The organism is Rubrivivax soli (assembly GCF_049810355.1).
Classification (GTDB): Bacteria; Pseudomonadota; Gammaproteobacteria; order Burkholderiales; family Burkholderiaceae_C; genus Rubrivivax.
Window position 1 is genome coordinate 198,321 of sequence record NZ_CP187368.1, and the last position, 23,663, is coordinate 221,983.

A 23,663-nucleotide genomic window follows, 5' to 3' on the forward strand; every position below is an offset into this window, starting at 1 on the left:
GACCCGACAGAACACAACAGCAACAGGAGACACGTCGATGCCCCCCCAAGCCCCCGCCCTCGACACCGCGACCGACACCCGCCCCGCGGGCCACGGCGGCTCGCAGCCCTGGTCGCCGGCCTTCGCGCCCGGCGGTGCCGCGCCCGGAGGCGCCGCGCCTGGGGGCAGCGGAGGCAGCACCGTGCCCGGCGGCACGCCTGGCGCCGTGCCGCCGCCGCTGGCCCCGGCCGAACGTGCGCGCCTGGACGAGGCCTTCCGCGCCACGCTGGCGCGCGGCATCCACGGGCTGTGCTTCAGCCCCTACCTCGAGGGCCAGGCACCGGGTTCGCAGATCGGCGAGGCCCAGATCCGCGAGCGCCTGGCCATCGTGCGGCCGCACACCCGCTGGGTGCGCAGCTTCTCGTGCACCGACGGCCACGAGCAGACGCCGCGCATCGCGCACGAGATGGGGCTGAAGACGCTGGTCGGCGCCTGGCTCGGCACCGACGCCAAGATCAACGAGCGCGAGCTGCAAGGCGTGATCGCGGTCGCCCGCGCCGGCCAGGCCGACATCGTGGCCGTGGGCAACGAGGTCCTGCTGCGCGAGGACCTGGACGAGGACGCGCTGATCGCCTGCATCGAGCGCGTCAGGCAGGCGCTGCCCGGCGTGCCGGTGGGCTACGTCGACGCCTACTTCCTGTTCGAGAAGCACCCGCGTGTCACCGCCGCCTGCGACGTGGTGATGACCAACTGCTACCCGTTCTGGGAGGGCTGCCCGCGCGACCAGGCCTTGGCCTACATGCAGACCATGCTGGCGCGCACGCGCGCGGCCGCGCCCGGCAAGCGCATCCTCATCAGCGAGACCGGCTGGCCCGACCAGGGCAGCGCCTTCCACGGCGCCGTGCCCGGCACCGAGGCCGCGATGCAGTACTTCGTCGACACCGCGGCCTGGGCCGAGCGCGAGGGCATCGAGTGGTTCCACTTCGCCGCCTTCGACGAGGCCTGGAAGGTCGGCGCCGAAGGCGACGTCGGCGCCTTCTGGGGCCTGTGGGACAAGGACGCGCGCCCCAAGTTCGGCTGAGGAGCCGGCCGGGGCCGCCGGCGAGTCCACCGGACAGCGGCCGTCACAACAACGACAGGAGACCCATGAACACCACCGCAGCAAGTGCCGCGACGCACAAGGTGCCGTTCGGCCACAAGGTGGCCTTCGGCCTGGGCATGCTGGCCAACCAGATGTTCCCGGCGGCTCTGGGCATCTTCATGGTCGTGCTCGTGCAGGACCTGGGCTTCCCGGCATGGATGTGGGGCGTCCTGTTCTTCCTGCCGCGTGTGTTCGATTCGGTGACCGACCCCATCATGGGCTTCATCTCCGACAACACGCGCTCGCGCTGGGGCCGGCGGCACCACTACGTGTTCATGGGCGCCATCGTCATGGGCATCAGCTTCGTGGCCATGTGGCAGCTGCAGCGCGACGACGGCATCTCCTACAACTTCATCTACTTCCTGCTCTGGAGCTTCGTCTTCTACACGGGGCTCACGCTGTTCAGCATCCCGTACGTGGCCATGGGCTACGAGATGAGCGACGACTTCCACGAGCGCACCAGCATCATGGCGGTGGCGCAGTGGATTGGCCAATGGGCCTGGGTGATCGCGCCGTGGTTCTGGGTGGTGATGTACGACCCCGACTGGTTCCCCAACGCCGACACCGCCACGCGCACGCTGGCGGTGTGGGTGGGCGTGGTGTGCATGCTGCTGGCCATGGTGCCGGCCCTGTTCCTGCCGATCCGCTCGAGCCTGAACGACACCCACCTGGTGCCGCTGACCTGGGCCAACGTCGGCGGCGGCATGAAGGAGATCCTGCTCGGCTTCAAGGAGGCGCTGAGCTCGCGGCCCTTCCGCAAGCTGTGCTTCTCGACCTTCCTGATCTTCAACGCCTTCAACACGGTGGCGGCGTTCTCGTTCTTCATCGTCGTCTACCACCTGTTCAACGGCAGCACCTCGGCGGCGTGGATCTGGCCCACGCTGTTCGGCAGCGTCGGCGCGCTGATCACCACCTTCGCCGTGATCCCCACCGTGGCCTGGATGTCGCGGCGCATGGGCAAGAAGAACGCCTTCATGGTGTCGCAGGGCATCTCCATCATCGGCTACGTGCTGCTGTGGTTCCTGATGGTGCCGGGCAAGCCGTGGATGTTCATGTTCGCGCTGCCGTTCTTCAGCTTCGGCATCGGCGGCCTGTTCACGCTGATGATGAGCATGACGGCCGACGTGTGCGACCTGGACGAGCTGGCCACCGGCAAGCGGCGCGAGGGCATCTTCGGCGCCATCTACTGGTGGATGGTGAAGTTCGGCTTCGCCATCGCCGGGCTGCTCAGCGGCGCCATCATGTCGGTGGTGGCCTTCACGCCGGGGGCCGCGGTGCAGCCCGAGGGCGCGGTCGACGGACTGCGGCTCTTCTACTCCGGCGTGCCCATCTTCGGCACGCTGCTGGCGATGTGGATCATGCGCAACTACGACCTCGACGAGAAGCGCGCCACCGAAGTGCATGCCGAGCTCGAACGGCGCAAGCAGCGCGGCGCGGCTGTGTCGTCCCAGGGTTCTGGTGCGCGCCCGTGGCTGGCCGACCACGGGCTGCTCGTGCCGGGCGCCGAGCCGTCGCCGCTGGCCGACAAGACCACGGCCGAGCTGCGCGCGCTCTACACCGAGCAGTTCGCAGCCGGCCTGTACGGCCTGTGCTTCAGCGCCTACCCCGAGGGCCAGCGCGCCGGGGACCAGCTGCTGGCCTCGGACGTCGGCCGCCGCATGGACCTGATCGCCCCGCACACGCGCTGGGTGCGGTCGTTCGCCTGCACCGAGGGCCACGAGGCGATCCCGCGCCTGGCGCGCACCAAGGGCCTGAAGACGATGGTCGGCGCGTGGATCAGCCACGACCGCGAACGCAACGCACGCGAGCTCGACGCGCTGATCCGGCTCGGCCAGGACGGCATGGTCGACATCGCGGTGGTGGGCAACGAGGTGCTGCTGCGCGGCGAGCTGCCCGAGGCGGAGCTGCTGGCCTGCATCGCGCACGTGCGCGCGGCGCTGCCCGAGACCGTGCGCGTGGGCTGCGTCGACGCCTACTTCCAGTTCCTCGATCGCCCGGCGCTGGTCGCGGCCTGCGACGTGGTGCTGCCCAACTGCTACCCGTTCTGGGAGGGTGCCCCGATCGCGCTGGCCGCGCAGTACCTGCGCCGCATGCACGGGCTGGTGAAGGCCGCTGCCGGCGAGGACAAGCCCGTCATCGTGACCGAGACCGGCTGGCCGGGCCGCGGCGAGCCGGTGGGCGCGGCCGTGCCCTCGGCCGACAACGCGATGCGCTACTTCGTCGACGTGCAGCAGTGGGGCCGGCGCGAGGGCATCAAGCTGTTCTACTTCGCGTCGTTCGACGAACCCTGGAAGCGGGGCGCCGAAGGCGAGGTGGGCACGCAGTGGGGCCTGTGGGACAAGGACGAGCGGCCGAAGTACGGCGCGCCGTCCGCCTGAACCGGCCGTGCCTGCGCACCCGATCGGCGACGTCGCGCCGGTCGGCCGCTGCCTGATCAGCCGGAGCCGGTGCGGTAGGTGGCGATCGCGTGCGGCGGCAGGGTGGCGGCGTGGGCCACGCCGTCGATTGCCAATGAGAACGCCTGCGCCTCGTCGCTGCGGTTGAGCACGACCACCGCGACGCTGCCGTCGGGGTTGACGAAGGCCGTGCACTCCAGGCTCTCGCGGGTGGCTGCGCACAGCACACGCTGCGCGCCGGGCTGGATGTGGCGCGCGAAGTGGCCGATCGCGGCATACGAGCTCTGCGGGTGCACGCCGTCCTCGGCCGGCACGGCCAGCAGCGGCGCGCTGCAGAAGTTCTCGACGTGGTTGGGGCCGCCGCGTTCGTCGAGCAGCAGGTTCCAGTCGATCCAGCCGACGGTCCAGCGGTTCAGGTCGTTGATGATCGACCGCGCGTAGCGTTCGGCCAGCTCCCAGCGCCCCCAGTGCGGGCCGCCTTCCTGGCAGCCTTCGGTGAACAGCAGCTGCTTGTCGGGCCAGGCGTCGTGCACCAGCTGCACGTGCTCGAAGTGGTCTTCCATGTACCAGTGGAAGCCCGTGCCCCACACGTACTTCGCGGCCTCGGGGTCGCCGTAGATGACGCTGGCGCGTTCGACCATGGCGTCGCGGTTGTGGTCCCAGACCACGATGCGCACGTGCGCCAGGCCGGCGGCGTGCAGCGCCGGGCCGAGGTGGTCGCGCACGAAGTCGCGCTCTTCCTCGGCGCTGTACAGGCACGAGTCCCAGCGCTGGCGCGCCTCGGGCTCGTTCTGCACCGACACGCCCCACACCGGCACGCCCTCGGCGGCGTAGGCCTGGATGAAGCGCACGAAGCACTGCGCCCAGGCGGCGCGGCAGTCGGGGCGCAGGCGGCCGCCGTCGTTCATGCGGCCGCTGTCCTTCATCCATGCCGGCGGGCTCCACGGCGAGACCAGCAGGCGCAGCGGCCGCCCGGCCACGCGCTGCGCGGCCTGGATCATCGGCAGCAGCGCCTGGCGGTCGCGCGCGATCGAGAAGCTGTCGAGCGCGAAGTCGTCGGGGGTCTCGACGTGGGCGTAGTTGCCGAGCCCGAAGTCGCAGCTGTTCATGTGCACGCGGCACAGCGTGTAGCCGTGGCCGTGCACGGGGTCGAAGCAGTCGCGCAGCACGGCCTCGCGCTGCGGCTCCGACAGCCGCAGCCACGTGGTGGCCGCGGCTTCGGTGAAGGCGCCGCCGAATCCCAGCAGCTGCTGGAAGCGGCGCGTGCTGTCCACCCACAGCCGGGCCGGCGCCCCCGCGTGCGCGGCGGCGTCGGCCTGCGGCGCCAGCGGGTGCTGCTCGGCCAGACGCGTGCCGTCGTCGCGCGCGCTCAGCACCCAGCGCAGCGGGGCCGTGGCGGTCGGCCCACCCATCAGCGCGACCAGTGCAGGTCGTCGATGCGCAGCGGCGGCAGGCCCGTCAGGTTCAGCGGCTTGCCGGTGAAGCTGAAGCGGTCGGCCACGATGACGCGGAAGTTCACGTAGCGCAGGTCCAGCTTCGGGTTCGCGGCCAGGAAGGCCGACACCGGAATCGACACCGAGCACCAGCTGTTGCTGTTGCAGTAGCCGTACTCGCCGGGTGCGATCTGCAGGAACGCTTCCTGGATGTCGCGGTCTTCGGTGTCGGTGCTGATGCCGATCTCGATCTTGCCCGGGTAGCCGTCGCTGCGCACCTGGAAGTTGAGCCGGCCGCCGCTGAAGTTCGACAGGTTCTCGGTGACGCCGGTGCCCGAGTACAGGAACAGGCCCCAGCCGTAGTCCACCGGGTTGGGCGTGATCTCGAAGTGCACGCCGCCGTCGGGCGACGCGACGCCGACGCTGGTCTCGCGGTAGCCGGTCAGCGCGAACGGGTCCCAGCGCAGGCCGGTGGCGCGCTGCTCGTCGGCCGCGGCGGTGTCGGCGAACAGGGTGTAGCGCGAGGCCGTGACGGCCGGGCTCAGCGTGGGCGGCAGCCACTTGACGGCGTCGGCCGTGGTGTAGCTGCCGGCCTCGCAGGCCCAGGTGACGCCGCAGGTGCCGAGCGACTGCACGGTGTAGCGCGCCTCGCGCCGGGTGTTGAACAGGCCCCAGCCGTCGTCACCCTGCTTCCAGGGTTCGTCGAAGGCCTGGAAGTAGAAGATCGCCTTCGGGCCCTGCGTGTCGCGCCGGCCTTCCTGCGCCCACAGCTGCAGCGCATCGAAATACAGCTTCTGGTTCACCGGGTGGGCGCGGAAGGCCAGGTTGGGTCCGCCGGCGGTGTCCACCGCGGCCCAGCCGGTCTCGCCGATGACCATCGGCATCGCGCCCAGGTTCAGCCCCACCAGGCCCCTGCGGGCGCGCTCGAACTGCGACTTGGCCTCGGCGATCGTGGCGTCGATCATGGCCTGCGCGCGCTCGGCCTCGGGCACCTGCTTCTGGCGCCAGTCGTAGGCGGTGGGGTTGTAGAAGGTGTCGAGGAACGGGTAGACGTGCACCGCGGCGTAGTCCACCACCTCGGCGATGGCCTTCGGCACCGACTGCCAGAACAGGAAGTTGTCGTTGGTGGTCACCGGCTGCGGCACGGCGTCGCGCACGTACTTGATGTAGCGCGCCATGTCGGCCACCGGCACCTTGTGCGTGGACCACTCGACCATGGTCTCGTTGCCCACGCTGACGGTCAGCACGATGTCGGAGAAGGCGTTGGCCAGCGCGATGCCGGCGTCGAGCTCGGCGATGTTGTCGGCCTCGGCCGCGGGGCCGGTGATGGGGTTGGGGTAGGTGCCGAGCTGCACCTTCAGGTCGAGGTTGTTGTCGCGGATGACCTCGAGCACGGTGCGCGCGAACGCGCGGCTGCTGAACAGCCGGATCGTGCCGATGCCGGTGGACTGCACCAGGCGCAGGTCCTGCAGCACGTTGGCGGGCGTGATGACCTCGCTGCCGAGTTCGGACTCGTTGCGCGACGTGCGGTAGGGCGAGTAGTTGACGGCGGCGCGCGTCAGGAAAGCCTGCGGCAGCTCGCGGCGGTCGGTCTGCGAGACGGCGCTGGGCGTGTAGCCGCCGCTGCCGCCGCCGCCGCAGCCGGCCAGTCCGAGGGTGCCGGCCAAGGCGACGCCGGCGGCCAGGGCCAGCAGCGGCAGCGAACGCCGGCGGGCAGGGGAGAGTCGGGTGTGCATGGGGGGCCTCAGAACGTGAAGGTGGTGCCGGCGCCGAACCAGTTGCCGCGTGTGGCCACGCGCGAGTCGACGTTGGTGTAGGCGCTGTGGCTGGGCATGGACAGCGGTGCCTGGCCCTTCTGTCCGTAGTGCACCATGCCGGCCATCAGGTAGACCTTCAGGCCGCGGCCGACGTCGTAGTCCAGGCCCAGCGTGTTGACGGTGAGCGTGTTGCTCTGGCCGCGCTCGCTGGGGTTGTCGGTGCTGGCCTTGCCCAGGTGTGCCATGCCGGTGGTGATGGTCCACTGCTCGTCGAAGCGGTAGCGCAGGCCGAGCATGTAGTCGGTGGAGCGCGCCTTGTAGCCGGGGTTGGGCACGCCGTTGGCGTCGACGCCGCCCCAGTCCACGTTGAACATGCTGTTCCAGCGGCCCTGCGGGCCGGTGGTGGTCTGCACCGCGTAGGCGCCGCTCCAGCGGTTGAAGCGGATGCCGCCCGAGACCTCGATGCGTGCGTTGACCTGGTAGCGCGCCATCGCGATGGCCATGCCCTGGCTGGAACTGCCCAGCTTCGCGTCGTCTTCCGGGAAGGGCGTCAGGCCGCCGAACGGTGCCTTGCCCCAGCCGACGGGCTCGCCGTTGCGCGCCGACTGCACGGTGGCGTCGACGACGAGGTCGCCCTTGGCGTACTGCGCGTACAGCTCCAGGAAGCGCGGCTTGTTGCGCTCCCAGCCGCTCTTGCCGAAGTCGTAGGTGGCTTCCAGGCGCAGGTCGCCTTCGAAGACGTCGAGCGGGCGCGACATGTAGCGCACCGCGCGGCTGAGCAGGCCGTAGCCGGCACCGCTGGCGCCCCAGACGTCGGACAGGCCGACGTTGCTGCCGTAGGGGTAGTCGGCCACGCTCCAGCCGCGGGTGGTCATGGCGCCGGCCGTGAAGCGGCCCCAGTCCTCGTGCGTGACGCCGAGGTTGCGCTCGTACAGCCAGCCCTTCAGGTCGACGTCGCCGTCGCGCCAGCGCTGGCTGAGCAGGCCGAACGCCTGCCAGCCCAGGCCGATGTTCTGCTTGAAGCCGAGGTAAGGCTGGAACAGCGTGACGTGCGTGGTGGCGGTGCCGTATTCCTTGCCGAAGGCGATGTCGTCGGCCCACACGCGGTGGCGCGCCTCGCCGGCTTCGCGCTGGCAGTCCTCGCAGACGTTGGTGGTGCGGGTGATCTCGGCCTTGCCGAAGCCGGTCAGGCTGAACGGTCCGAAGTCGATCGCCAGCACCGGCGTGCAGGCGAACGCGGCGGCCAGCGCCACGGCGCTGGTGACGGCCGGTGCGCGGCGGTGGGCAGCGTCGGCGCGGGGCAGGGTGGACTGGCGGTGTGTGGGGATCGGCATGGGGGCCCTTCTCAGGCGGTGGGGGGCTTGCATCCGTCATGACTGGAAGCCATGAATGAAAGCGCTTTCACACGATAGGCCCGAGGGGCCTCTCGCGTCAACGCGTCCAGCGTTCGTGTTTTCCCTTGCCCTGGTAACGACCCCATGCGGGAAAACGACAGCTTGGTCTGAAAGCGCTTTCACACAGAATGGACGTAACGCCCCTGCCGGGCGTGGTGGACCCTGCCATGAGCCTGACCCGTCGCTTCCTGTGGACCCTGTTGCCCGCGCTGCTGCTGCTGCCTGCGGGCCCGGCCGCCGCCCAGCCCGAGACGCTGAAGCTGGGCGCCGGCAGCGTGAGCCTGAAGCCCCGCGGCATCGACCCCGCCGTGCCGCGCGCACCGCACCGCACCGAGGCGATGCTCCAGCGCGCCGCGCCCACCAACCAGTGGTACTCGGCGCTGATCTTCAACGACAAGCCCGAGAACATCTACGCGCAGCCGCTGAGCTTCCGCGCCACGACGGCCGGCCTGGAGATGGCGCTGCCGAAGAAGGCCGTGGTGCCCACCGAGCGGCGCGACGTCGAGATCCACTATGCGCACCAGGACGCGCTGGTGGTGTCGCCGGCGGCCTTCGAACCCGGGCGCGCGCTGCTGGCCGGTGCCAGCGACTGGGCCATCGACATCACGATGGGCCGCAGTGCCGACCGCTTCGATGCCACCATCGCGCACGGCAGCCCGTACGCCTGGTTCCGCATCGGCCGCGGCGACCTGCGTGTGCGCCTGCCCGCCGCGGGCGAGCGCCTCGCCAGCGCCGACCCGCGTGCGCTGGTGCTGCGCGTGAAGGGCACGCCCTATGCGCTGTTCGGCCCGACCGGCGTGCAGTGGGAAGCGGTGTCGGCCACCGAGTGGCTGGCGCGGCTGCCGGCCGGCAAGGGCTACCTGTCGGCAGCGGCGCTGCCCGACGAGAGCGCCGCCACGCAGGCGTTGATGCTCAGGCACGCCTACGCCTTCGTCACCGACACGCGGGTGGACTGGAAGGTCGACGGTGCCACCGGCGAGGTCCGCACCACGTTCACCGCCACCACGCAGCCGATGGAAGGCAGCGAGACCACGCCGCTGCTGGGCCTGTACCCGCACCACTGGCACGCCAATGCCAGCGTGGCCGACAAGCTGGGCCCGGCCTACGACACCGTGCGCGGCAAGGTGCGGCTGCTGGCTGCCGGCAGCTTCAGCACCAGCGCGCGCTACACCGGCTTCGTGCCGTACTGGCCCGCCGTGACCGACGACGCCCCGCGTGCCGCCGAGCTGCGCGACGTGATGAAGACCGACCTGCGCAACGCGCGCCGCATGATGCTGGAGATCGGCCAGGGCCCGTACTGGCAGGGCAAGGGCCTGCTGCGCCTGGTGAAGATGCTCGACGTGTACGAGCAGCAGGGCGACAAGGAAGCCTCGGCGCGCTTGCTGGAGCTGCTGAAGAAGCGCGTCGAGGAATGGTTCTCGGGCAACGACCGCAAGCGCTACTTCCACTGGGACCAGGACATGGGCACCGTGGTCGCCTACCCGGAAGAGTACTTCTCGGTGGTGCAGATGAACGACCACCACTTCCACTACGGCTACTGGATCCGCGCGGTGGCCGAGATCGCGCTGCGCGACCCGGCCTGGGCGGCGCGCGGGCAGTGGGGCGACATGGTCGACCTGCTGGTGAAGGACATCGCGTACACCGAGCGCGGCAGCGCCGCGTTCCCCTTCCTGCGCAACTTCGATCCCTACGAAGGCCACAGCTGGGCGTCGGGCATCGGCCTGGGCGAGCACGGCAACAACCAGGAGTCGTCGAGCGAGGCGCTCAACGCCTGGACCGGGCTGATCCTGTGGGGCGAGGTCAACGCCGACCCCGCGCTGCGCGACCTGGGCATCTGGCTGCTCGTCACCGAGACCGAGGCCGTCAAGCACTACTGGTTCGACCTGCACGGCCTGGTCTTCGCGCCCGAGTACAAGAACGTCGACGTCAGCATGGTGTTCGGCGCCAAGTACGCGCACAACACCTGGTGGATCGACGACCCGCGCCAGATCACCGGCATCAACCTGCTGCCGATGACCACCGTCTCCACCTACTTCGCGAGCCACCCCGACTACATCCGCAAGAACCTCGCGGCGCTGGTGGACGAGCAGAAGATCTGGGCCGACCGCGGCAAGAAGGTCGATCCGCCCGACATCTGGCAGGACGTCTTCGCCAAGTACCTGGCGCTGGCCGATCCAGCCGCGGCACTGGCAGGCTGGAACCGCTGGGGCGCCGTGGAGCTGGGCGACAGCCGCACGCACACGCTGCACTTCCTGCAGAGCCTGGCCGAGCTGGGCGCGCCCGACACCAGCATCACGGCCGACACCACGCTGTACCAGGTGTTCAAGCGCGCCGACGGCACGCGGCGCTACCTGGCCTTCAATGCCGGCAAGGCACCGATCACCGTGCGCTTCTCCGATGGCCGGCAGCTGCAGGTGCCGCCAGGCCAGCTGGCCCGCAGCAACGCACCCTGAGCGGCCACGAACGCACCCACCCCCCGACCCGGCACAGCAGCCGGTCGAACGACCCCCTTTTGCAAGGACTGCCCACCATGACCACGCGCCGATTCACTCCGTCCCTGGCTGCCACGGCTGCCGCGGTGTTCGCCCTCTCGCTGGCCGCCTGTGGCGGCGGCAGCGGCGAGGCGCCGCCCCAGTCGGCGGGCAACGTCGTCAACCCCGCCGCGCCCGTGGTGACGATCACCAACGACATCACGGCCGAGACGGCCACCGGCCCGATCACCTTCACCTTCTCGTTCAACCGCGACGTGGGCACCTCGTTCACGGCCGACGACGTCGTCGTGACGGGCGGAACGAAGGGCGCGTTCACGCTGCTGTCGGGCACCAGCGCCACGCTGGTGGTCACGCCCACGGCCGACAGCACGGGCATGGTCGAGGTCAGCGTGCCGGCCGGCAGCGTGACCGACGCGGTCGGCACCGCCAATGCCGAGACCCTGGCCAGCAAGGCCTACGACACCACGGTGGCCGTCGTGCGCACGCCGCTGGTGTCGTTCGAGGAAACGCCGGCGCCGGCGCTGATCGGCTTCGGCGGCGCCGAGGACGCCACCGTGGTGGCCGACCCCACCAACCCCGCGAACAAGGTCGCCCGCATCGTCAAGAGCGGCACCGCCGAGCTGTGGGCGGGCACCACCGTGGCCGTGTGCCCCAGCGACGCCATCGCGCCGCTGCCATTCTCGAGCACGCTGACCACGCTGTCGGCCCGCGTGTGGTCGCCGGTGGCGGGCATTCCGGTGCGGCTGAAGGTGGAGAATGCCGCCGACCCGACCCAGACCGCCGAGACCGAGGCCACCGTCACGGTGGCCAGCGGCTGGCAGACGCTGACCTTCAACTTCGCGACCCCGGCCCCCGGCACGGCTGCGCTGAACCCGGCGCTCACCTACAACAAGGCCTCGGTGTTCTTCAACTTCGGCACCACCGGCGCGGCCACGGGCGAACGCACGTACTACATCGACGATCTCGCCTTCGTCGGCAGCAGCTTCACGGCCAGCTGCACGGGCAGCGGAGGCGGTGGCGGTGGCGGCGGTGCCGCCACCACGATCACGATGGACGAGGCGACGCCGCCGGTGCTCACCGGCTTCGGCGGCGCCGAAGACGCCACCATCGTGGCCGACCCGACCGGCGGCACCAACAAGGTGGCGCGGGTCGTCAAGAGCGGCGCGGCCGAGCTGTGGGCCGGCACCACGGTGTCGAACCTGCCCGGCCAGGCCATCGCGCCGATCGGCTTCAGCAGCACGGCCAAGACCATCACCGTGCGCGTGTGGTCGCCGGCCGCCGGCATTCCGGTGCGCCTGAAGGTGGAGAACGCGGCCGACCCGACCAAGACGGTCGAGACCGAAGCCACCGTCACCACCGCCAGCGCCTGGCAGACGCTGACCTTCAACTTCGCCAACCCCGCTGCCGGCACGGCCGCGCTGGACCTGGCCACCACCTACAACAAGGTCTCGATCTTCTTCAACTTCGGCACCCCGGGTGCCACCACGGGTGCCCGCACCTACTACTTCGAGGACATCAGCTACCCGACCCCCGGCGCGGGCGGCGGCACCGGTGGCGGCGGCGGCGGCGGCACGGGAGGCACAACGACGGCCATCAACTTCGAGTCGGCCACGCCGCCCACCTTCACGGGCTTCGGTGGCGCGGAAGACGCGAGCGTGGTCGTCGACCCGACCAATGCCGCCAACAAGGTCGCACGCATCGTCAAGAGCGGCACCGCCGAGCTGTGGGCGGGCACGACGATCTCCACGCTCAGCGGCGACGCGATCCCGCGCATCGCGTTCGCCACGGGCAGCACCACGATCACGGCCCGCGTGTGGTCGCCCGCGGCCGGGATCCCGGTGCGCATGAAGGTGGAGAACGCCGGTGACCCGACCAAGTCGGTGGAGACCGAGGCCACCGTCACCACGGCCAGCGGCTGGCAGACGCTGAGCTTCAACTTCGCGAACCAGGCCGCCGGCACCGCGGCGCTGGACCTGGCGGCCACCTACAACCGGCTGTCGGTGTTCTTCAACTTCGGCACCACCGGCGCGACGACGGGCGCACGGACCTACTACATCGACGACATCGTCTACCCGGCCGCCAGCGGCACGGGCGGTGGCGGCGGTGGTGGCGGCACGGCCGGCACGCTGGTGTTCGCCAGCGGCTACCGCGCGGCGGGCGCCACCGGGCAGGGCGGCACCTGGGGCTACTTCAGCGGCGACTTCTCGAACTACGCCAACACCTACACGGGTGGCGGCTTCGCCGATTCCACCCCGCCGGTGGCCGACGACGCGCAGTACTTCTACATCGCGGTGACCACCAGCGCGCCGACGGCCATCACCGGCTCGCCGCCCAGCAGCGGTGGCTTCCTGGGCATGTACGTCACGCACCCGGGTCTGGCGTTGACCGGGCAGACGACGCTGGCGGTGAACCTGGGCATGGACGCCAACTTCTTCCAGCAGACGTCCAACAAGAACATCGACGTCTTCGTCGTCGGCAGCACCACCTACAGCAACGGCAGCAGCGGCAACTGCAACGTCACGCTCAAGGGCAGCATCACGCCCACCACCGACGCCATGATCACCTACACGGTGGCGCTGGCCGGGATGACGCTGGTGCAGCCTTGCTCGGGCGGTGGCTTCAACTCGGGCGTGAGCACGGTGGCGCAGGCGCTGGCCCAACCCATCGGGGCCGTGAACACCCAATTCACGTTCCCCAACGTCAACACCACCATCAACTCCGGCACCAGCGGTGCGCCGGTCTTCGCCACCGGCCTCACGCGCGGCAAGACCGAGTTCCGCTGAACGCCGCGGCCGCGCCGCAGGGCGCGGCGCTCAGTCCACCCGCAGCAGCGGCTTGTCCGCTGCCGCGGCGATGCGGCCCACCACCGCGGCCTGCGCGAAGCCGTGCTGTCCGAACACCGCCAGCACCGCGTCCAGCGCCTCGGGGGCGCACGAGACCAGCAGGCCGCCGCTGGTCTGCGGGTCGGTCAGCAGCGCGCGGTCTTCGTCGGCAAAGCCGGCAGGCAGCTGCACGTCGGCGCCGTAGCCCGCCCAGTTGCGACCCGACGCCCCGGTGACGAAGCCCTGCGACGCCAGGGTGCGCACGCCGTCCATCAACGGCACGGCGGACCAGTCCAGGCGCACCTCGCAGCGCGCGCCGCGCGCCAGTTCGAGCGCATGGCCGGCGAGGCCGAAGCCGGTGACGTCGGTCAGCGCATGCACGCCGGGCAGGGCGGCCAGGTCGGGGCCGGGCGTGTTCAGGCGCGTGGTGGTGGCGATCATCTGCGCATAGCCGGCCTCGCCGAGCGCACCCTTCTTCAGCGCCGCCGACATCACGCCCACGCCCAGCGGCTTGCCCAGCACCAGCACGTCGCCGGGCTGCGCGTCGGCATTGCGCTTGACGTGGTCGGGGTGCACCAGGCCCAGCGCCACCAGGCCGTAGATGGCCTCGACCGAGTCGATGGTGTGGCCGCCCGCGATCGGGATGCCCGCCGCGCGGCACACCGAGGCGCCGCCCTCCAGGATGCGGCCGATGGTCTGCGTCGACAGCACGTTGATCGGCATCGCCACGAGCGCCAGCGCCATGATGGGCCGGCCACCCATCGCGTAGACGTCGCTGATCGCATTCGTGGCCGCGATGCGCCCGAAGTCGTGCGGGTCGTCGACGATGGGCATGAAGAAGTCGGTGGTGGCGATCAGCGCCTGCGTGTCGTTGAGCCGGTACACGGCCGCGTCGTCGGCGGTCTCGATGCCCACCAGCAACTCCTTGGGCACCGGCATCGCGGCCGTGCCCTTGAGGATCTCGGAGAGCACCCCCGGGGCGATCTTGCAGCCGCATCCGCCCCCATGGGACAGCGAGGTGAGGCGGGGTTCGGTCGGCGGGACGGGGGCGTTCATCGGGGTCGGCAGGCGGCTGCGCGACTCACCGGCCGCGGGGTGGCAAGCATAGCCGTCCGGCGGCACGGCTGCTGCAGGCTGCGCCGGCGCCGCGGCAGGGCTTGCGGTGCCGGGCCGCAGCCGCCACGATGGTCCCATGCACGACACCGGACTCCAGGCGCGGCACGCCGGCCCCGGCTGGCTGGCCGAGGCGCTGTGCGCCAGCCGCGCCGACACGCTGGCCACCTTCGCCGCCTACGAACACGCGCTGGCCGCGCTGGCCGTGCCGCAGCGCGCGACGCTGAACCCGCCGCTGTGGGAACTGGGCCACATCGGCTGGTTCCAGGAGTTCTGGACCACGCGCAACCCGCTGCTGCTGCAGGGGGCCGCCGCCGACCCCGAGGTGCCGCGGCCGCAAGGCGTGCGCCCGGGCGCCGATGCGCTGTACGACTCGTCGCGCGTGCCACACGGCAGCCGCTGGTCGCTGCCGCTGCCCGGGGCCGGGGCCACCCGCGACGACCTCGCGCGCCAGCTCGACGCCACGCTGGCGCTGCTGCAACGCACGGACGGCAGCGATGCCGCGCTGTACTTCTTCCGGCTGGCCCTGTTCCACGAGGACATGCACCACGAGGCCGCGCTCTACATGGCCCACGACCTCGGCCTGCCCCTCGACGACCGTCGCCTGCAGCCTGCGGCGCTGCCGGCGGCGCGCCGGCCGCTGGCCTGCCCGGCCGCGCCGTTCGAGGCCGGGCTGCGGCGCGACGCCGGCGGCTTCGCCTTCGACAACGAGCTGGCGGCCCACGTGCAGGACCTGCCCGCCGGCGACATCGACAGCTGCGTGCTGCGCTGGTCCGACGTGCTGCCCTTCGTCGACGACGGCGGCTACCGCACACCGCACTGGTGGAGCCCGCCAGGCGCCGCCTGGCTGGCCGCGACGCAGGCTGTCGCGCCCCGTTTCCTGCGCCGCGACGGCGCCGACTGGCAGCAATGGCGCCAGGGCCGGTGGCAGCCGCTGGACCCGGCACAGCCCGCCTGCCACCTGACGGCGCACGAGGCCGACGCCTGGTGCCGCTGGGCGGGCCGGCGGCTGCCCACCGAGTTCGAGTGGGAGCGCGCGGCCGCCGGACATCCGGAAGACTTCCTGTGGGGCCAGGTGTGGGAATGGACTGCCAGCGCCTTCGCGCCGTACCCGGGATTCGTGCCGCATCCATACCGCGACTACTCGGCGCCGTGGTTCGGCAGCCGCAGGGTGCTGCGCGGTGCCTCGTGCATGACGCAGCCGCGCCTGCACCACGTGCGCTACCGCAACTTCTTCGCGCCCGAGCGCAACGACGTGCCGGCCGGCTTGCGCACCTGCAGCCTGTCGCCGGCCGCTCCCGGCCCTTGCGGCTAGAGTTGCGGTCCCGCTGCCAGCAGCGAACCGGCAACCACGATGCATCCGACCTCCCTGATCCGAGTCCTGCGGTCCTGCCTGGGCGCCGCACTGCTGCTGTGCGCCGCGGCAGCCCCCGCGCAGCAGGTGCTGCGCGTGACGGCCATCCCCGACGAGTCGCCGACCGAGCTGGCGCGCAAGGCCGCGCCGCTGATGAAGCACCTGGAAACCCAGCTCGGCATGAAGGTCGAGTACACGCCCGTCACCGACTACGCGGCGGCCGTGGAGGCGCTGGCCAGCCGCAAGGTCGACCTGGCCTGGTTCGGCGGCTTCACCTTCGTGCAGGCGCAGCAGCGCTCGGGCGGCAAGGCCGTGCCGATCGCGCAGCGCGAGGAAGACGAGAAGTTCCGCTCGGTCTTCATCACCAGCGACCCCGCCATCCGCACGCTGGCCGACCTGAAGGGCAAGGACGTGAGCTTCGGCTCGCAGAGCTCCACCTCGGGCCACCTGATGCCGCGCAGCGTGCTGCTGCAGGCCGGCCTGGACCCCGACCGCGACTTCCGCCGCGTCGCCTACAGCGGCGCGCACGACGCCACCATCGCCGCCGTCGTGGCCGGCAAGGTGCAGGCGGGCGCGCTGAACATCTCGGTGTGGGAGAAGTTCGTGGCCGACAAGCGCGTGGACACCTCCAAGGTCTTCGTGCTCCACACCACGCAGCCGTACTACGACTACAACTGGACCGTGCATGCCGACATGCCCGTGGCGCTGCGCGAGAGGCTCACGCGCGCGCTGCTGTCGCTGAGCCGCAGCGACCCGGCGGGCAAGGAGATCCTCGAGCTGCAGCGGGCCACGCGCTTCGTGCCCACCAGGCCCGAGAACTACAAGGGCATCGAGGCCGCGGCGCGCAGCGCCGGCCTGCTCTGAGGCCGGCGCCGATGCCGGCCTCGGGCCCGACCCTGCCACCGGCCGGCGCGCCGCGTTGAAGCTGCAGCTGCACCAGGCGGCGGCGCGGCATCCGGCAGCGCGTGCCGGCGCGGCACCGGCCTTGCACGGCGTGGACCTGTGCGTCGATGCCGGCGAGCAGCTGGCGGTGATCGGCCCGTCGGGCGCGGGCAAGACGACGCTGATGCAGCTGCTGGCCTGCGCGTTGCCCCCGTCGGCGGGCCGCTACACGCTGGGCGACGTGGCGCCGTGGCAGCTGTCCACGCGCGCGCTGCACCGCCTGCGCGGGCAGCTGTTCCTGGCGCCGCAGGTGCCGCCGCTGCCACCGCGGCAGCGTGTCGTGACGGCGGTGCTGGCCGGCCGGCTGCCGGCGCTCGGGCTGCTGGCCAGCCTGCGCTCGCTGTTCCACCCGGCGGACATCCCGGCCGCGCATGCCGCGCTGGCGCGCTTCGACCTGGAGGACAAGCTGTTCGAGCGGGTCGACCGGCTGTCGGGCGGCGAGCGCCAGCGTGTCGGGCTGGCCCGTGCGCTGCTGGCCCCGGCGCGGCTGTGGCTGGTCGACGAACCCCTGTCGTCGCTGGACCCGACACGCGCCCGGCAGGCCCTGGCGACCCTGGTCGACTGCGCACGCGAGCGTGGCGTCACGCTGGTGACGAGCCTGCACCAGGTGGACGCGGCGCTGGCGCAGTTTCCGCGCATCGTCGGGCTGCGCGACGGCCGCATCGCCTTCGACCTGCCCTCCGCACAGGTGACGCAGCCGCTGCTGGAGCAGCTGTACGCGCAGCACGAGGCGGAACTGCACGGCGCGCCTTCGTCCGTGCCGCAGGACAGCCTGATGGCTGCCACCGCGCCGGCCCCGGTGGTGATGCACTGCCGATGACGCCGGCCGCCCGCCTGCCGCAACCGCCGTCGTCGCACCGGTCCAGTCCACGCGACCCGGCCTGGCTGGGGCGCGTGTTCTGGACCGGTGCGGCGCTGGTGCTGCTGTGGCCGCTGCTGGTGGCCACCGAGTTCCGGCCCTGGACGCTGTTCGAGCCGCGCAGCCGCGCGGTCACGCTGGAGTTCCTGCGCAGCTTCGTGCCGCCGGCCGTGTCGGCGGAGTTCCTGGCCATGGTGGCGCGCGAGAGCTGGCGCACGGTGGCCATCGCCACCGCGGGCATGACGCTGGCGTTCGTGCTGGCCGCGCCGCTGGCGCTGGTGTCGACGCGGGTGCTGTCGGTGTCGGCGCTGCGCGGGCGCATGGCGGCGCTGCCCTGGGGCCTGCGGCAGGCCACGCGGCTGCTGCTGATCGTGCTGCGCAGCGTGCCCGAGCTGGTGTGGGCGCTGGTGTTCGTCCGCGTGGTCGGCCTCGGCCCGACCGCGGGCGTGCTGGCGATCGCGCTGACCTACGGCGGCATGCTGGGCAAGGTCTACGCCGAGATCCTGGAAAGCGGCGAAGTCCACGCCACGCAGACCCTGCTGCGCAATGGCAGCGGCCGGCTGCAGGCCTTTGCGTACGGCCTGCTGCCGCAGAACGCGGGCGAGCTGATCTCGTACACGGTGTACCGCTGGGAATGCGCGATCCGCTCGTCGGTGGTGCTGGGCTTCGTCGGTGCCGGCGGGCTGGGCCAGCAGCTCGACAACTCGATGAAGATGTTCGCCGGCGGCGAGGTCGCGACGATGCTGCTGGTGTTCTTCGGCCTGGTGGCGCTGGCCGACCGCACCAGCAGCTGGTTGCGCAAGGTGCTGGCATGACGCAGCGCACGACAGCGGCTCCACCCGGCAGGCTGCCGCCGCCGATCGCAGGCGCACGCTGCAAGGCGTGCTGGTTCATGCTGGGCCTGGCGGCCCTGGTGGTAGCCAGCTTCTGGTCGCTGGACCTGCAGTGGGCGCAGTTCTTCTCGCTGGCGGCGCTGCGCGACATGGCGCGTTTCCTGGGTGAATTCTTCCCGCCCGACCTGCAGCCGGCCTTCGTGCGCCGGGTGCTGGTGGCGACCTGGGAGACGCTGGCGATGTCGGCGCTGGGCACGCTGCTGGCAGCCGTGGCCGGGCTGTTGCTGGCGCTGCCGGCCAGCCGGCTGCACACGGGTGACGCCGCCTGGGCCCGTGCGCCGACGCGGATGCTGCTGAACGCGTTGCGCTCGGTGCCCGAGCTGGTGTGGGCCAGCCTGCTGCTGATCGCCGCCGGGCTGGGTCCGTTGGCCGGCACGCTGGCGCTGGCCGCGCACACGGCCGGCGTGCTGGGGCGGTTGTTCGCCGAGGCGATCGAGAACGCGCCCGCCGGTCCGGCGGCGGCGCTGCGCACGCAGGGCGCACGCACGGGGCAGGTGTTCTTCTACGCCACGCTGCCCCAGGTGCTGCCGCAGCTGATGAGCTACACGCTCTACCGCTGGGAGAACAACATCCGCGCCGCCGCCGTGCTGGGCGTGGTGGGCGCCGGCGGGCTGGGGCAGCTGCTGGCGTTCCACATGGGGCTGTTCCACATGGGCAAGACCGCCACGGTCCTGATCGCGATGCTGCTGCTGGTGGGCCTGGTGGACGCGCTCAGCCACGCGCTGCGGCGCTGGATGGCGCGTTAGACCGGCGCGCGGGCAGGGCGCGAGAACAGCGACTTCACCCACAGGTAGAACAGCGGCACGAAGAAGATGCCCAGCGCGGTGGCGCTGACCATGCCGCCCAGCACGCCCACGCCGATGGCCCGCTGCGAGCCCGAGCCGGCACCGCTGGCCAGCGCCAGCGGCAGCACGCCCATGCCGAAGGCCAGCGACGTCATCAGGATCGGCCGCAGCCGCTGCCGGCAGGCCTTCAGCGTGGCCTCCAGCAGCCCCATGCCCTGCAGGCGCAGGGTCTCGGCGAACTCGACGATCAGGATCGCGTTCTTCGCGCTCAGCCCCACGGTGGTGAGCAGCCCGACCTGGAAGAACACGTCGTTGCTCTGCCCGCCCAGGTGGCTGGCCGCCAGCGCGCCCAGGATGCCCAGCGGCACCACCAGCATCACGCTGAACGGCACCGACCAGCTCTCGTACAGCGCCGCCAGGCACAGGAAGATGAACAGCACCGAGACGGCATACAGCAGCGGCGCCTGGTTGCCCGACAGCCGCTCCTGGTAGCTGCGGCCCGACCACTCGTAGCCGATGCCGGGCGGCATGTCGCGCAGCAGCTGCTCCATCGCCACCATCGCCGCACCCGAGCTGACGCCGGGCGCGATGTCGGCCTGGATCTCGTAGGCCGGGCTGCCGTTGTAGCGCACCAGCTGGCGCGGGCCGTTGACCCAGCGGCTGCTGGCGAAGGCGCTGAACGAGACCATCTCGCCGCTGGCGTTGCGCACGTACCAGTGGCGCAGGCTGTCGGGTGCGGCGCGGTAGGCGCCTTCGCCCTGCACCAGCACGCGCTTGACGCGGCCGCGGTCGATGAAGTCGTTGACGTAGCTGCCGCCCAGCGCGATGGACAGCGTGTCGTTGATCGTGCCCGTCGCCACGCCCAGCGTGCCGGCCTTGTGGTCGTCGATCTGGATCGCCAGCTGCGGCGTCTCGGCCAGGCTGTTCGTGCGCGGCCGGCTGAATTCGGGGCGCTCGGCGGCAGCGTCGATGAGCCGGTCGCGTGCGTTCGCCAGCGCCGTGCTGCCCAGGCCGCCCAGGTCCTGCAGGAACAGCTGCACGCCGGCGCTGCCGCCCAGGCCGCGCACCGTGGGCGGCTGCACGACGAAGACGTTGGCGTCGCGCACGCGCCGGCCGAGTTCGCGGCTGAAGCGTTCGGCCAGGGCCGCGGCGCCCTGGCGTTCGCCGGTGCGCTGCGACCAGTCCTGCAGCCGGATGAAGCCTTGCCCCGAGCCCTGGTCGCCGCCGGCGCCGCGCACCAGGTTGTAGAACTGCACCTCGGGCTGCTCGGCGAGGTAGGCCTCGACGCTCTGCATCACGCCTTCCAGCCGCTCGGACGTGGCACCAGGCGCCATGCGCACCTGGATCTGCAGGCCGCCCTGGTCTTCGTCGGGCAGGAAGCTGGTGGGCAGTGACTTGTAGAGCACCGCGGTGGCGGCGATCAGCACCAGGAAGACCGCGAAGCTGCGCTTGCTGCGCGCCGACAGCCAGCCGACCTGGCCGACGTAGCGCTCGGTGAAGCGGTCGAAGAAGCGGTTGAAGCCGCCGAACAGGCGGTCGAGCAGCGGCCCGAGCGGGCCGCCGTGGGCGGCGTGTTCGCCCTTGTGCACCGGTTTCAGCAGCGTGGCGCACAGGGCCGGCGACAGGCTCATCGCGACGAACACCGAGAGCACCATCGCGCTGACCACGGTGATGCTGAACTGCCGGTAGATGACGCCCGTGGAGCCGCCGAAGAAAGCCATCGGGATGAACACCGCCGACAGCACCACTGCGATGCCCACCAGCGCGCCGCTGATCTCGCCCATGCTGCGCCGGGTGGCTTCGCGCGGGCTCAGGCCTTCCTCGCGCATCAGCCGCTCGACGTTCTCGACCACGACGATGGCGTCGTCCACCAGCAGGCCGATGGCCAGAACCAGGCCGAACATGGTGAGCGTGTTGATCGAGAAGCCGGCCACGGCCAGCACGCCCATCGTGCCCAGCAGCACCACCGGCACCGCGATGGCGGGCACCAGCGTGGCGCGCAGGTTCTGCATGAACAGGTACATGATGGCCACGACCAGCACCATCGCCTCGATCAGCGTCTTCACCACGCCTTCGATCGAGACACGGATGAAGGGCGTGGTGTCGAAGGTGACGGTGGCCTTCATGCCGGGCGGAAAGAAGGGTGCCAGCTCGTCGAGCTTGGCCTTCACCGCATCGGCCGTCACCAGCGCATTGGCGCCGCTGGCCGGGAAGATCGCCATGCCGGCCGCGGTGCGGCCGCTGCTGCGGATGTCGGTGGTGTAGCTGTCGCGGCCCAGCTCCACGCGCGCCACGTCGGCCAGGCGCAGCGCCGAGCCGTCGGGCTGCACGCGCAGCACGATGCGGCCGAACTCCTCGGCCGTCTGCAGCTTCGAGCGCGCGGTGACGATCGCGGTCAGCCGCTGGCCGGCGGGCGCGGGCTGGGCGCCGATCTGCCCGGCCGAGACCTCGGTGTTCTGCGCCAGCAGCGCGCTGCGGATGTCGCCCGGCACCAGCGCGTAGCGCTGCAGCTGCACCGGGTCGAGCCAGATGCGCATGGCATAGCCCGAGCCGAACACGTTGACGTCGCCCACGCCCTCGATGCGGCTGATGATGTCGACCAGCGTGCTGTTCAGGTAGTCGCCCATGTCGGCCGACGTGGTGGCGGGGTCGTCGCTGCCGAGCGTGACCACCATCAGCAGGTCGGTGCCGGCCTTGGTGACGCGCACGCCCTGCGCCTGCACCGCCTGCGGCAGCCGCGACACCGCCTGCTGCACCTTGTTCTGCACCTGCAGCTGCGCGGTGTCGGGGTTGGTGCCCGCGACGAAGCTGAGCTGGCTGCTGGCGTTGCCCGAGGCGTTGCTCGACGACTCGATGGACAGCAGGCCGTCGATGCCCTTCAGGTTCTGCTCGATGATCTGCGTCACCGAGTCCTCGATGGTCTTGGCCGAGGCGCCCGGGTAGCTGGTGTTGATCGAGATGCGCGTGGGCGCGATGTCGGGGTAGCGTTCCAGCGGCAGCAGCAGCGTGGCGGCGCCGCCGGCCAGCATGATGACGATGGCGATGACCCAGGCGAAGATGGGCCGGTCGATGAAGAAGGCAGCCATGGCGTGCGGGCTGCCTTCAGCGCGGTGCCGATGCGGCCGACGCGGCGCGGCGCGGCGCCGATGCTGCCGAGCCTGCGGCCACCGGCGTCACGGTCTGGTCGGCACGCACGCGCTGCAGGCCTTCGACAATGAGGCGGTCGCCCGCCTGCAGGCCGCTGCGGACCAGCCACTGGTTGCCCACCGCGCGCTCGAGCACCAGCTTGCGTCGCTCGACCTTGTTGCTCGCACCCACCACCAGGGCCGTGGCCTCGCCGGTGGGCGAACGGCTCACGCCCTGCTGCGGCACCAGCAGCACGCCGCGGTCGACACCGGCAACCAGCCGCGCCTGCACCGCCATGCCGGGCAGCAGCGTGCCCTGCGGGTTGGGCACCACGGCGCGCAGCGTCACGGTGCCGGTGCCGCGGTCGACCGTGACGCCGCTGAACTGCAGCACCGCCGGCTGCGGGTGCACCGAGCCGTCCTCCAGCACCAGCTGCACCTGGCGGCTGGCCGCCGGGCCGTCGAGCCGGCTGCGCAGCGCCAGCAGCTCGGCGCTGCTCTGCACGATGTCCACGTGCATCGGGTCGAGCTGCTGGATGGTGGTGAGCGCCGCCGCCTGGTTGGCGGTGACGAGCGCGCCGGCACTGACGCTGGAGACCTCGATACGGCCGCCGATCGGGGCCACGATGCGCGCGCGCCGCAGTTGCACCACGGCGGCGTCGAGCGCCGCCCTTGCCACCGCGACGTCGGCTTCGGCCTGGCGCAGCGCAGCGTCGCTGTCGTCGGCGGCCTCGCGGCTGATGGCGGCGGCGCGGGCCAGCTCGGCGTTGCGGGCTGCCTTCACCCGCGCCGCGGCCAGCGCGGCTTCGGCCTTCTGCAGCGCGGCCGCGGTGCGGGCGCGCTCGGCCTCGAAGCTGGCCGGATCCAGCTGGTACAGCGGCTGCCCGGCCGCGACGCGGCTGCCTTCCGTGAACAGCCGCTGCAGCACCAGCCCGCCCACCTGCGGGCGGATCTCGGCCACCTGGCTGGCGCTGAGGCGGCCGGGCAGTTCCAGCTGCAGCGGCGCGTCCTGCGCCGTCACGGTGACCACGCCGACTTCCGCCGGGGCGCGTGCGGCGGGGGCCTTGGCCGGCTTGTCCTGGCAGGCGGCCAGCAGGGCGGCGGTCAGCAGCAGGGCGGGCAGGGGACGAGGAATGGCGGGCAGGCTGGCGTGTATCACCCGCAGGATGCTGCCCGCA

The 23,663-nt window shown here is 71.6% G+C and carries 15 protein-coding genes; 9 read left to right on the forward strand and 6 right to left on the reverse strand.

Annotated features, from left to right (window positions below; translation table 11 throughout):
- The first annotated feature begins 37 nt into the window (after positions 1-37).
- Together ACPOLB_RS00900 and ACPOLB_RS00905 are read left to right on the forward strand one after the other, a co-directional pair.
- Positions 38-1,060, forward strand: coding sequence for a glycosyl hydrolase family 17 protein (locus ACPOLB_RS00900; RefSeq protein WP_425259403.1), 1,023 nt, complete (start codon positions 38-40; stop codon positions 1,058-1,060).
- 65 nt (positions 1,061-1,125) lie between these two features.
- Positions 1,126-3,498, forward strand: a complete 2,373-nt coding sequence (locus ACPOLB_RS00905; RefSeq protein ID WP_425259405.1) for an MFS transporter — start codon at positions 1,126-1,128, stop codon at positions 3,496-3,498.
- Positions 3,499-3,554: 56 nt separating this feature from the next.
- On the opposite strand, the gene ACPOLB_RS00910 is transcribed toward ACPOLB_RS00905, so the two are convergent.
- Genes ACPOLB_RS00910 through ACPOLB_RS00920 form a run of 3 tightly spaced genes read right to left on the reverse strand, consistent with a single transcriptional unit; the run spans position 3,555 to position 8,040 of the window.
- Positions 3,555-4,928, reverse strand: a complete 1,374-nt coding sequence (locus ACPOLB_RS00910) for a glycoside hydrolase family 30 protein (RefSeq protein ID WP_425259407.1) — start codon at positions 4,926-4,928, stop codon at positions 3,555-3,557.
- Positions 4,928-6,685 (reverse strand): hypothetical protein, encoded by a 1,758-nt coding sequence (locus ACPOLB_RS00915; RefSeq protein WP_425259408.1) that lies wholly within the window; start codon positions 6,683-6,685, stop codon positions 4,928-4,930. The genes ACPOLB_RS00910 and ACPOLB_RS00915 overlap by 1 nt, the downstream gene beginning before the upstream one ends.
- An 8-nt stretch (positions 6,686-6,693) precedes the next feature.
- Entirely contained in the window at positions 6,694-8,040 is a 1,347-nt protein-coding gene (locus tag ACPOLB_RS00920; protein WP_425259410.1) for a hypothetical protein, read from the reverse strand.
- Between the two features lie 227 nt (positions 8,041-8,267).
- Between ACPOLB_RS00920 and ACPOLB_RS00925 the strand changes: the two genes are divergently transcribed.
- Together ACPOLB_RS00925 and ACPOLB_RS00930 are read left to right on the forward strand one after the other, a co-directional pair.
- A complete protein-coding gene (locus ACPOLB_RS00925) occupies positions 8,268-10,553 on the forward strand; it encodes a glycosyl hydrolase (RefSeq protein WP_425259412.1) in 2,286 nt (761 codons plus the stop codon).
- 77 nt (positions 10,554-10,630) lie between these two features.
- Positions 10,631-13,375 (forward strand): hypothetical protein, encoded by a 2,745-nt coding sequence (locus tag ACPOLB_RS00930; protein ID WP_425259413.1) that lies wholly within the window; start codon positions 10,631-10,633, stop codon positions 13,373-13,375.
- 30 nt (positions 13,376-13,405) lie between these two features.
- Here the strand turns inward: ACPOLB_RS00930 and selD are convergent, their stop codons facing one another.
- Positions 13,406-14,470 (reverse strand): selenide, water dikinase SelD, encoded by a 1,065-nt coding sequence (gene selD / locus ACPOLB_RS00935; RefSeq protein ID WP_425259415.1) that lies wholly within the window; start codon positions 14,468-14,470, stop codon positions 13,406-13,408.
- A gap of 136 nt (positions 14,471-14,606) precedes the next feature.
- Here selD and senA point away from each other — a divergent pair, with 136 nt between their 5' ends.
- The 5 genes from senA to phnE are packed head-to-tail and all read left to right on the forward strand — an operon-like array spanning position 14,607 to position 19,321.
- Positions 14,607-15,842 (forward strand): selenoneine synthase SenA, encoded by a 1,236-nt coding sequence (gene senA / locus ACPOLB_RS00940; protein ID WP_425259417.1) that lies wholly within the window; start codon positions 14,607-14,609, stop codon positions 15,840-15,842.
- A 39-nt stretch (positions 15,843-15,881) separates the two neighbouring features.
- The gene (locus tag ACPOLB_RS00945; protein ID WP_425259419.1) at positions 15,882-16,745 is read left to right on the forward strand and encodes a putative selenate ABC transporter substrate-binding protein; all 864 of its coding nucleotides are present in this window, start codon (positions 15,882-15,884) and stop codon (positions 16,743-16,745) included.
- A 55-nt stretch (positions 16,746-16,800) separates the two neighbouring features.
- Positions 16,801-17,643 (forward strand): phosphonate ABC transporter ATP-binding protein, encoded by an 843-nt coding sequence (locus ACPOLB_RS00950; RefSeq protein WP_425259420.1) that lies wholly within the window; start codon positions 16,801-16,803, stop codon positions 17,641-17,643.
- On the forward strand, positions 17,640-18,497 hold the full coding sequence (locus ACPOLB_RS00955) for a PhnE/PtxC family ABC transporter permease (RefSeq protein ID WP_425259422.1): 858 nt from the start codon (positions 17,640-17,642) through the stop codon (positions 18,495-18,497). The genes ACPOLB_RS00950 and ACPOLB_RS00955 overlap by 4 nt, the downstream gene beginning before the upstream one ends.
- Complete coding sequence (gene phnE / locus ACPOLB_RS00960) at positions 18,494-19,321, forward strand: phosphonate ABC transporter, permease protein PhnE (RefSeq protein ID WP_425259423.1); 828 nt, start codon at positions 18,494-18,496, stop codon at positions 19,319-19,321. Before ACPOLB_RS00955 ends, phnE begins: the two co-directional genes overlap by 4 nt.
- Here the strand turns inward: phnE and ACPOLB_RS00965 are convergent.
- Both ACPOLB_RS00965 and ACPOLB_RS00970 read right to left on the reverse strand, forming a co-directional pair.
- Positions 19,318-22,446, reverse strand: coding sequence for an efflux RND transporter permease subunit (locus ACPOLB_RS00965; protein WP_425259425.1), 3,129 nt, complete (start codon positions 22,444-22,446; stop codon positions 19,318-19,320). The two genes, phnE and ACPOLB_RS00965, sit on opposite strands and share 4 nt — an antisense overlap.
- 16 nt (positions 22,447-22,462) lie before the next feature.
- Positions 22,463-23,644, reverse strand: coding sequence for an efflux RND transporter periplasmic adaptor subunit (locus ACPOLB_RS00970; protein WP_425259427.1), 1,182 nt, complete (start codon positions 23,642-23,644; stop codon positions 22,463-22,465).
- Positions 23,645-23,663: the final 19 nt, after the last annotated feature.

What these genes read in the sequence shown, in the direction of transcription:
- ACPOLB_RS00925 (WP_425259412.1), top strand. Translation starts at nt 8,268, where the DNA reads ATGAGCCTGACCCGTCGCTTCCTGTGGACCCTGTTGCCCGCGCTGCTG.
- ACPOLB_RS00945 (WP_425259419.1), top strand. Translation starts at nt 15,882, where the DNA reads ATGCATCCGACCTCCCTGATCCGAGTCCTGCGGTCCTGCCTGGGCGCC.
- ACPOLB_RS00920 (WP_425259410.1), bottom strand. Translation starts at nt 8,040, where the DNA reads ATGCCGATCCCCACACACCGCCAGTCCACCCTGCCCCGCGCCGACGCT.
- phnE (WP_425259423.1), top strand. Translation starts at nt 18,494, where the DNA reads ATGACGCAGCGCACGACAGCGGCTCCACCCGGCAGGCTGCCGCCGCCG.
- ACPOLB_RS00930 (WP_425259413.1), top strand. Translation starts at nt 10,631, where the DNA reads ATGACCACGCGCCGATTCACTCCGTCCCTGGCTGCCACGGCTGCCGCG.
- ACPOLB_RS00915 (WP_425259408.1), bottom strand. Translation starts at nt 6,685, where the DNA reads ATGCACACCCGACTCTCCCCTGCCCGCCGGCGTTCGCTGCCGCTGCTG.
- selD (WP_425259415.1), bottom strand. Translation starts at nt 14,470, where the DNA reads ATGAACGCCCCCGTCCCGCCGACCGAACCCCGCCTCACCTCGCTGTCC.
- ACPOLB_RS00955 (WP_425259422.1), top strand. Translation starts at nt 17,640, where the DNA reads ATGACGCCGGCCGCCCGCCTGCCGCAACCGCCGTCGTCGCACCGGTCC.
- senA (WP_425259417.1), top strand. Translation starts at nt 14,607, where the DNA reads ATGCACGACACCGGACTCCAGGCGCGGCACGCCGGCCCCGGCTGGCTG.
- ACPOLB_RS00905 (WP_425259405.1), top strand. Translation starts at nt 1,126, where the DNA reads ATGAACACCACCGCAGCAAGTGCCGCGACGCACAAGGTGCCGTTCGGC.
- ACPOLB_RS00900 (WP_425259403.1), top strand. Translation starts at nt 38, where the DNA reads ATGCCCCCCCAAGCCCCCGCCCTCGACACCGCGACCGACACCCGCCCC.
- ACPOLB_RS00910 (WP_425259407.1), bottom strand. Translation starts at nt 4,928, where the DNA reads ATGGGTGGGCCGACCGCCACGGCCCCGCTGCGCTGGGTGCTGAGCGCG.
- ACPOLB_RS00965 (WP_425259425.1), bottom strand. Translation starts at nt 22,446, where the DNA reads ATGGCTGCCTTCTTCATCGACCGGCCCATCTTCGCCTGGGTCATCGCC.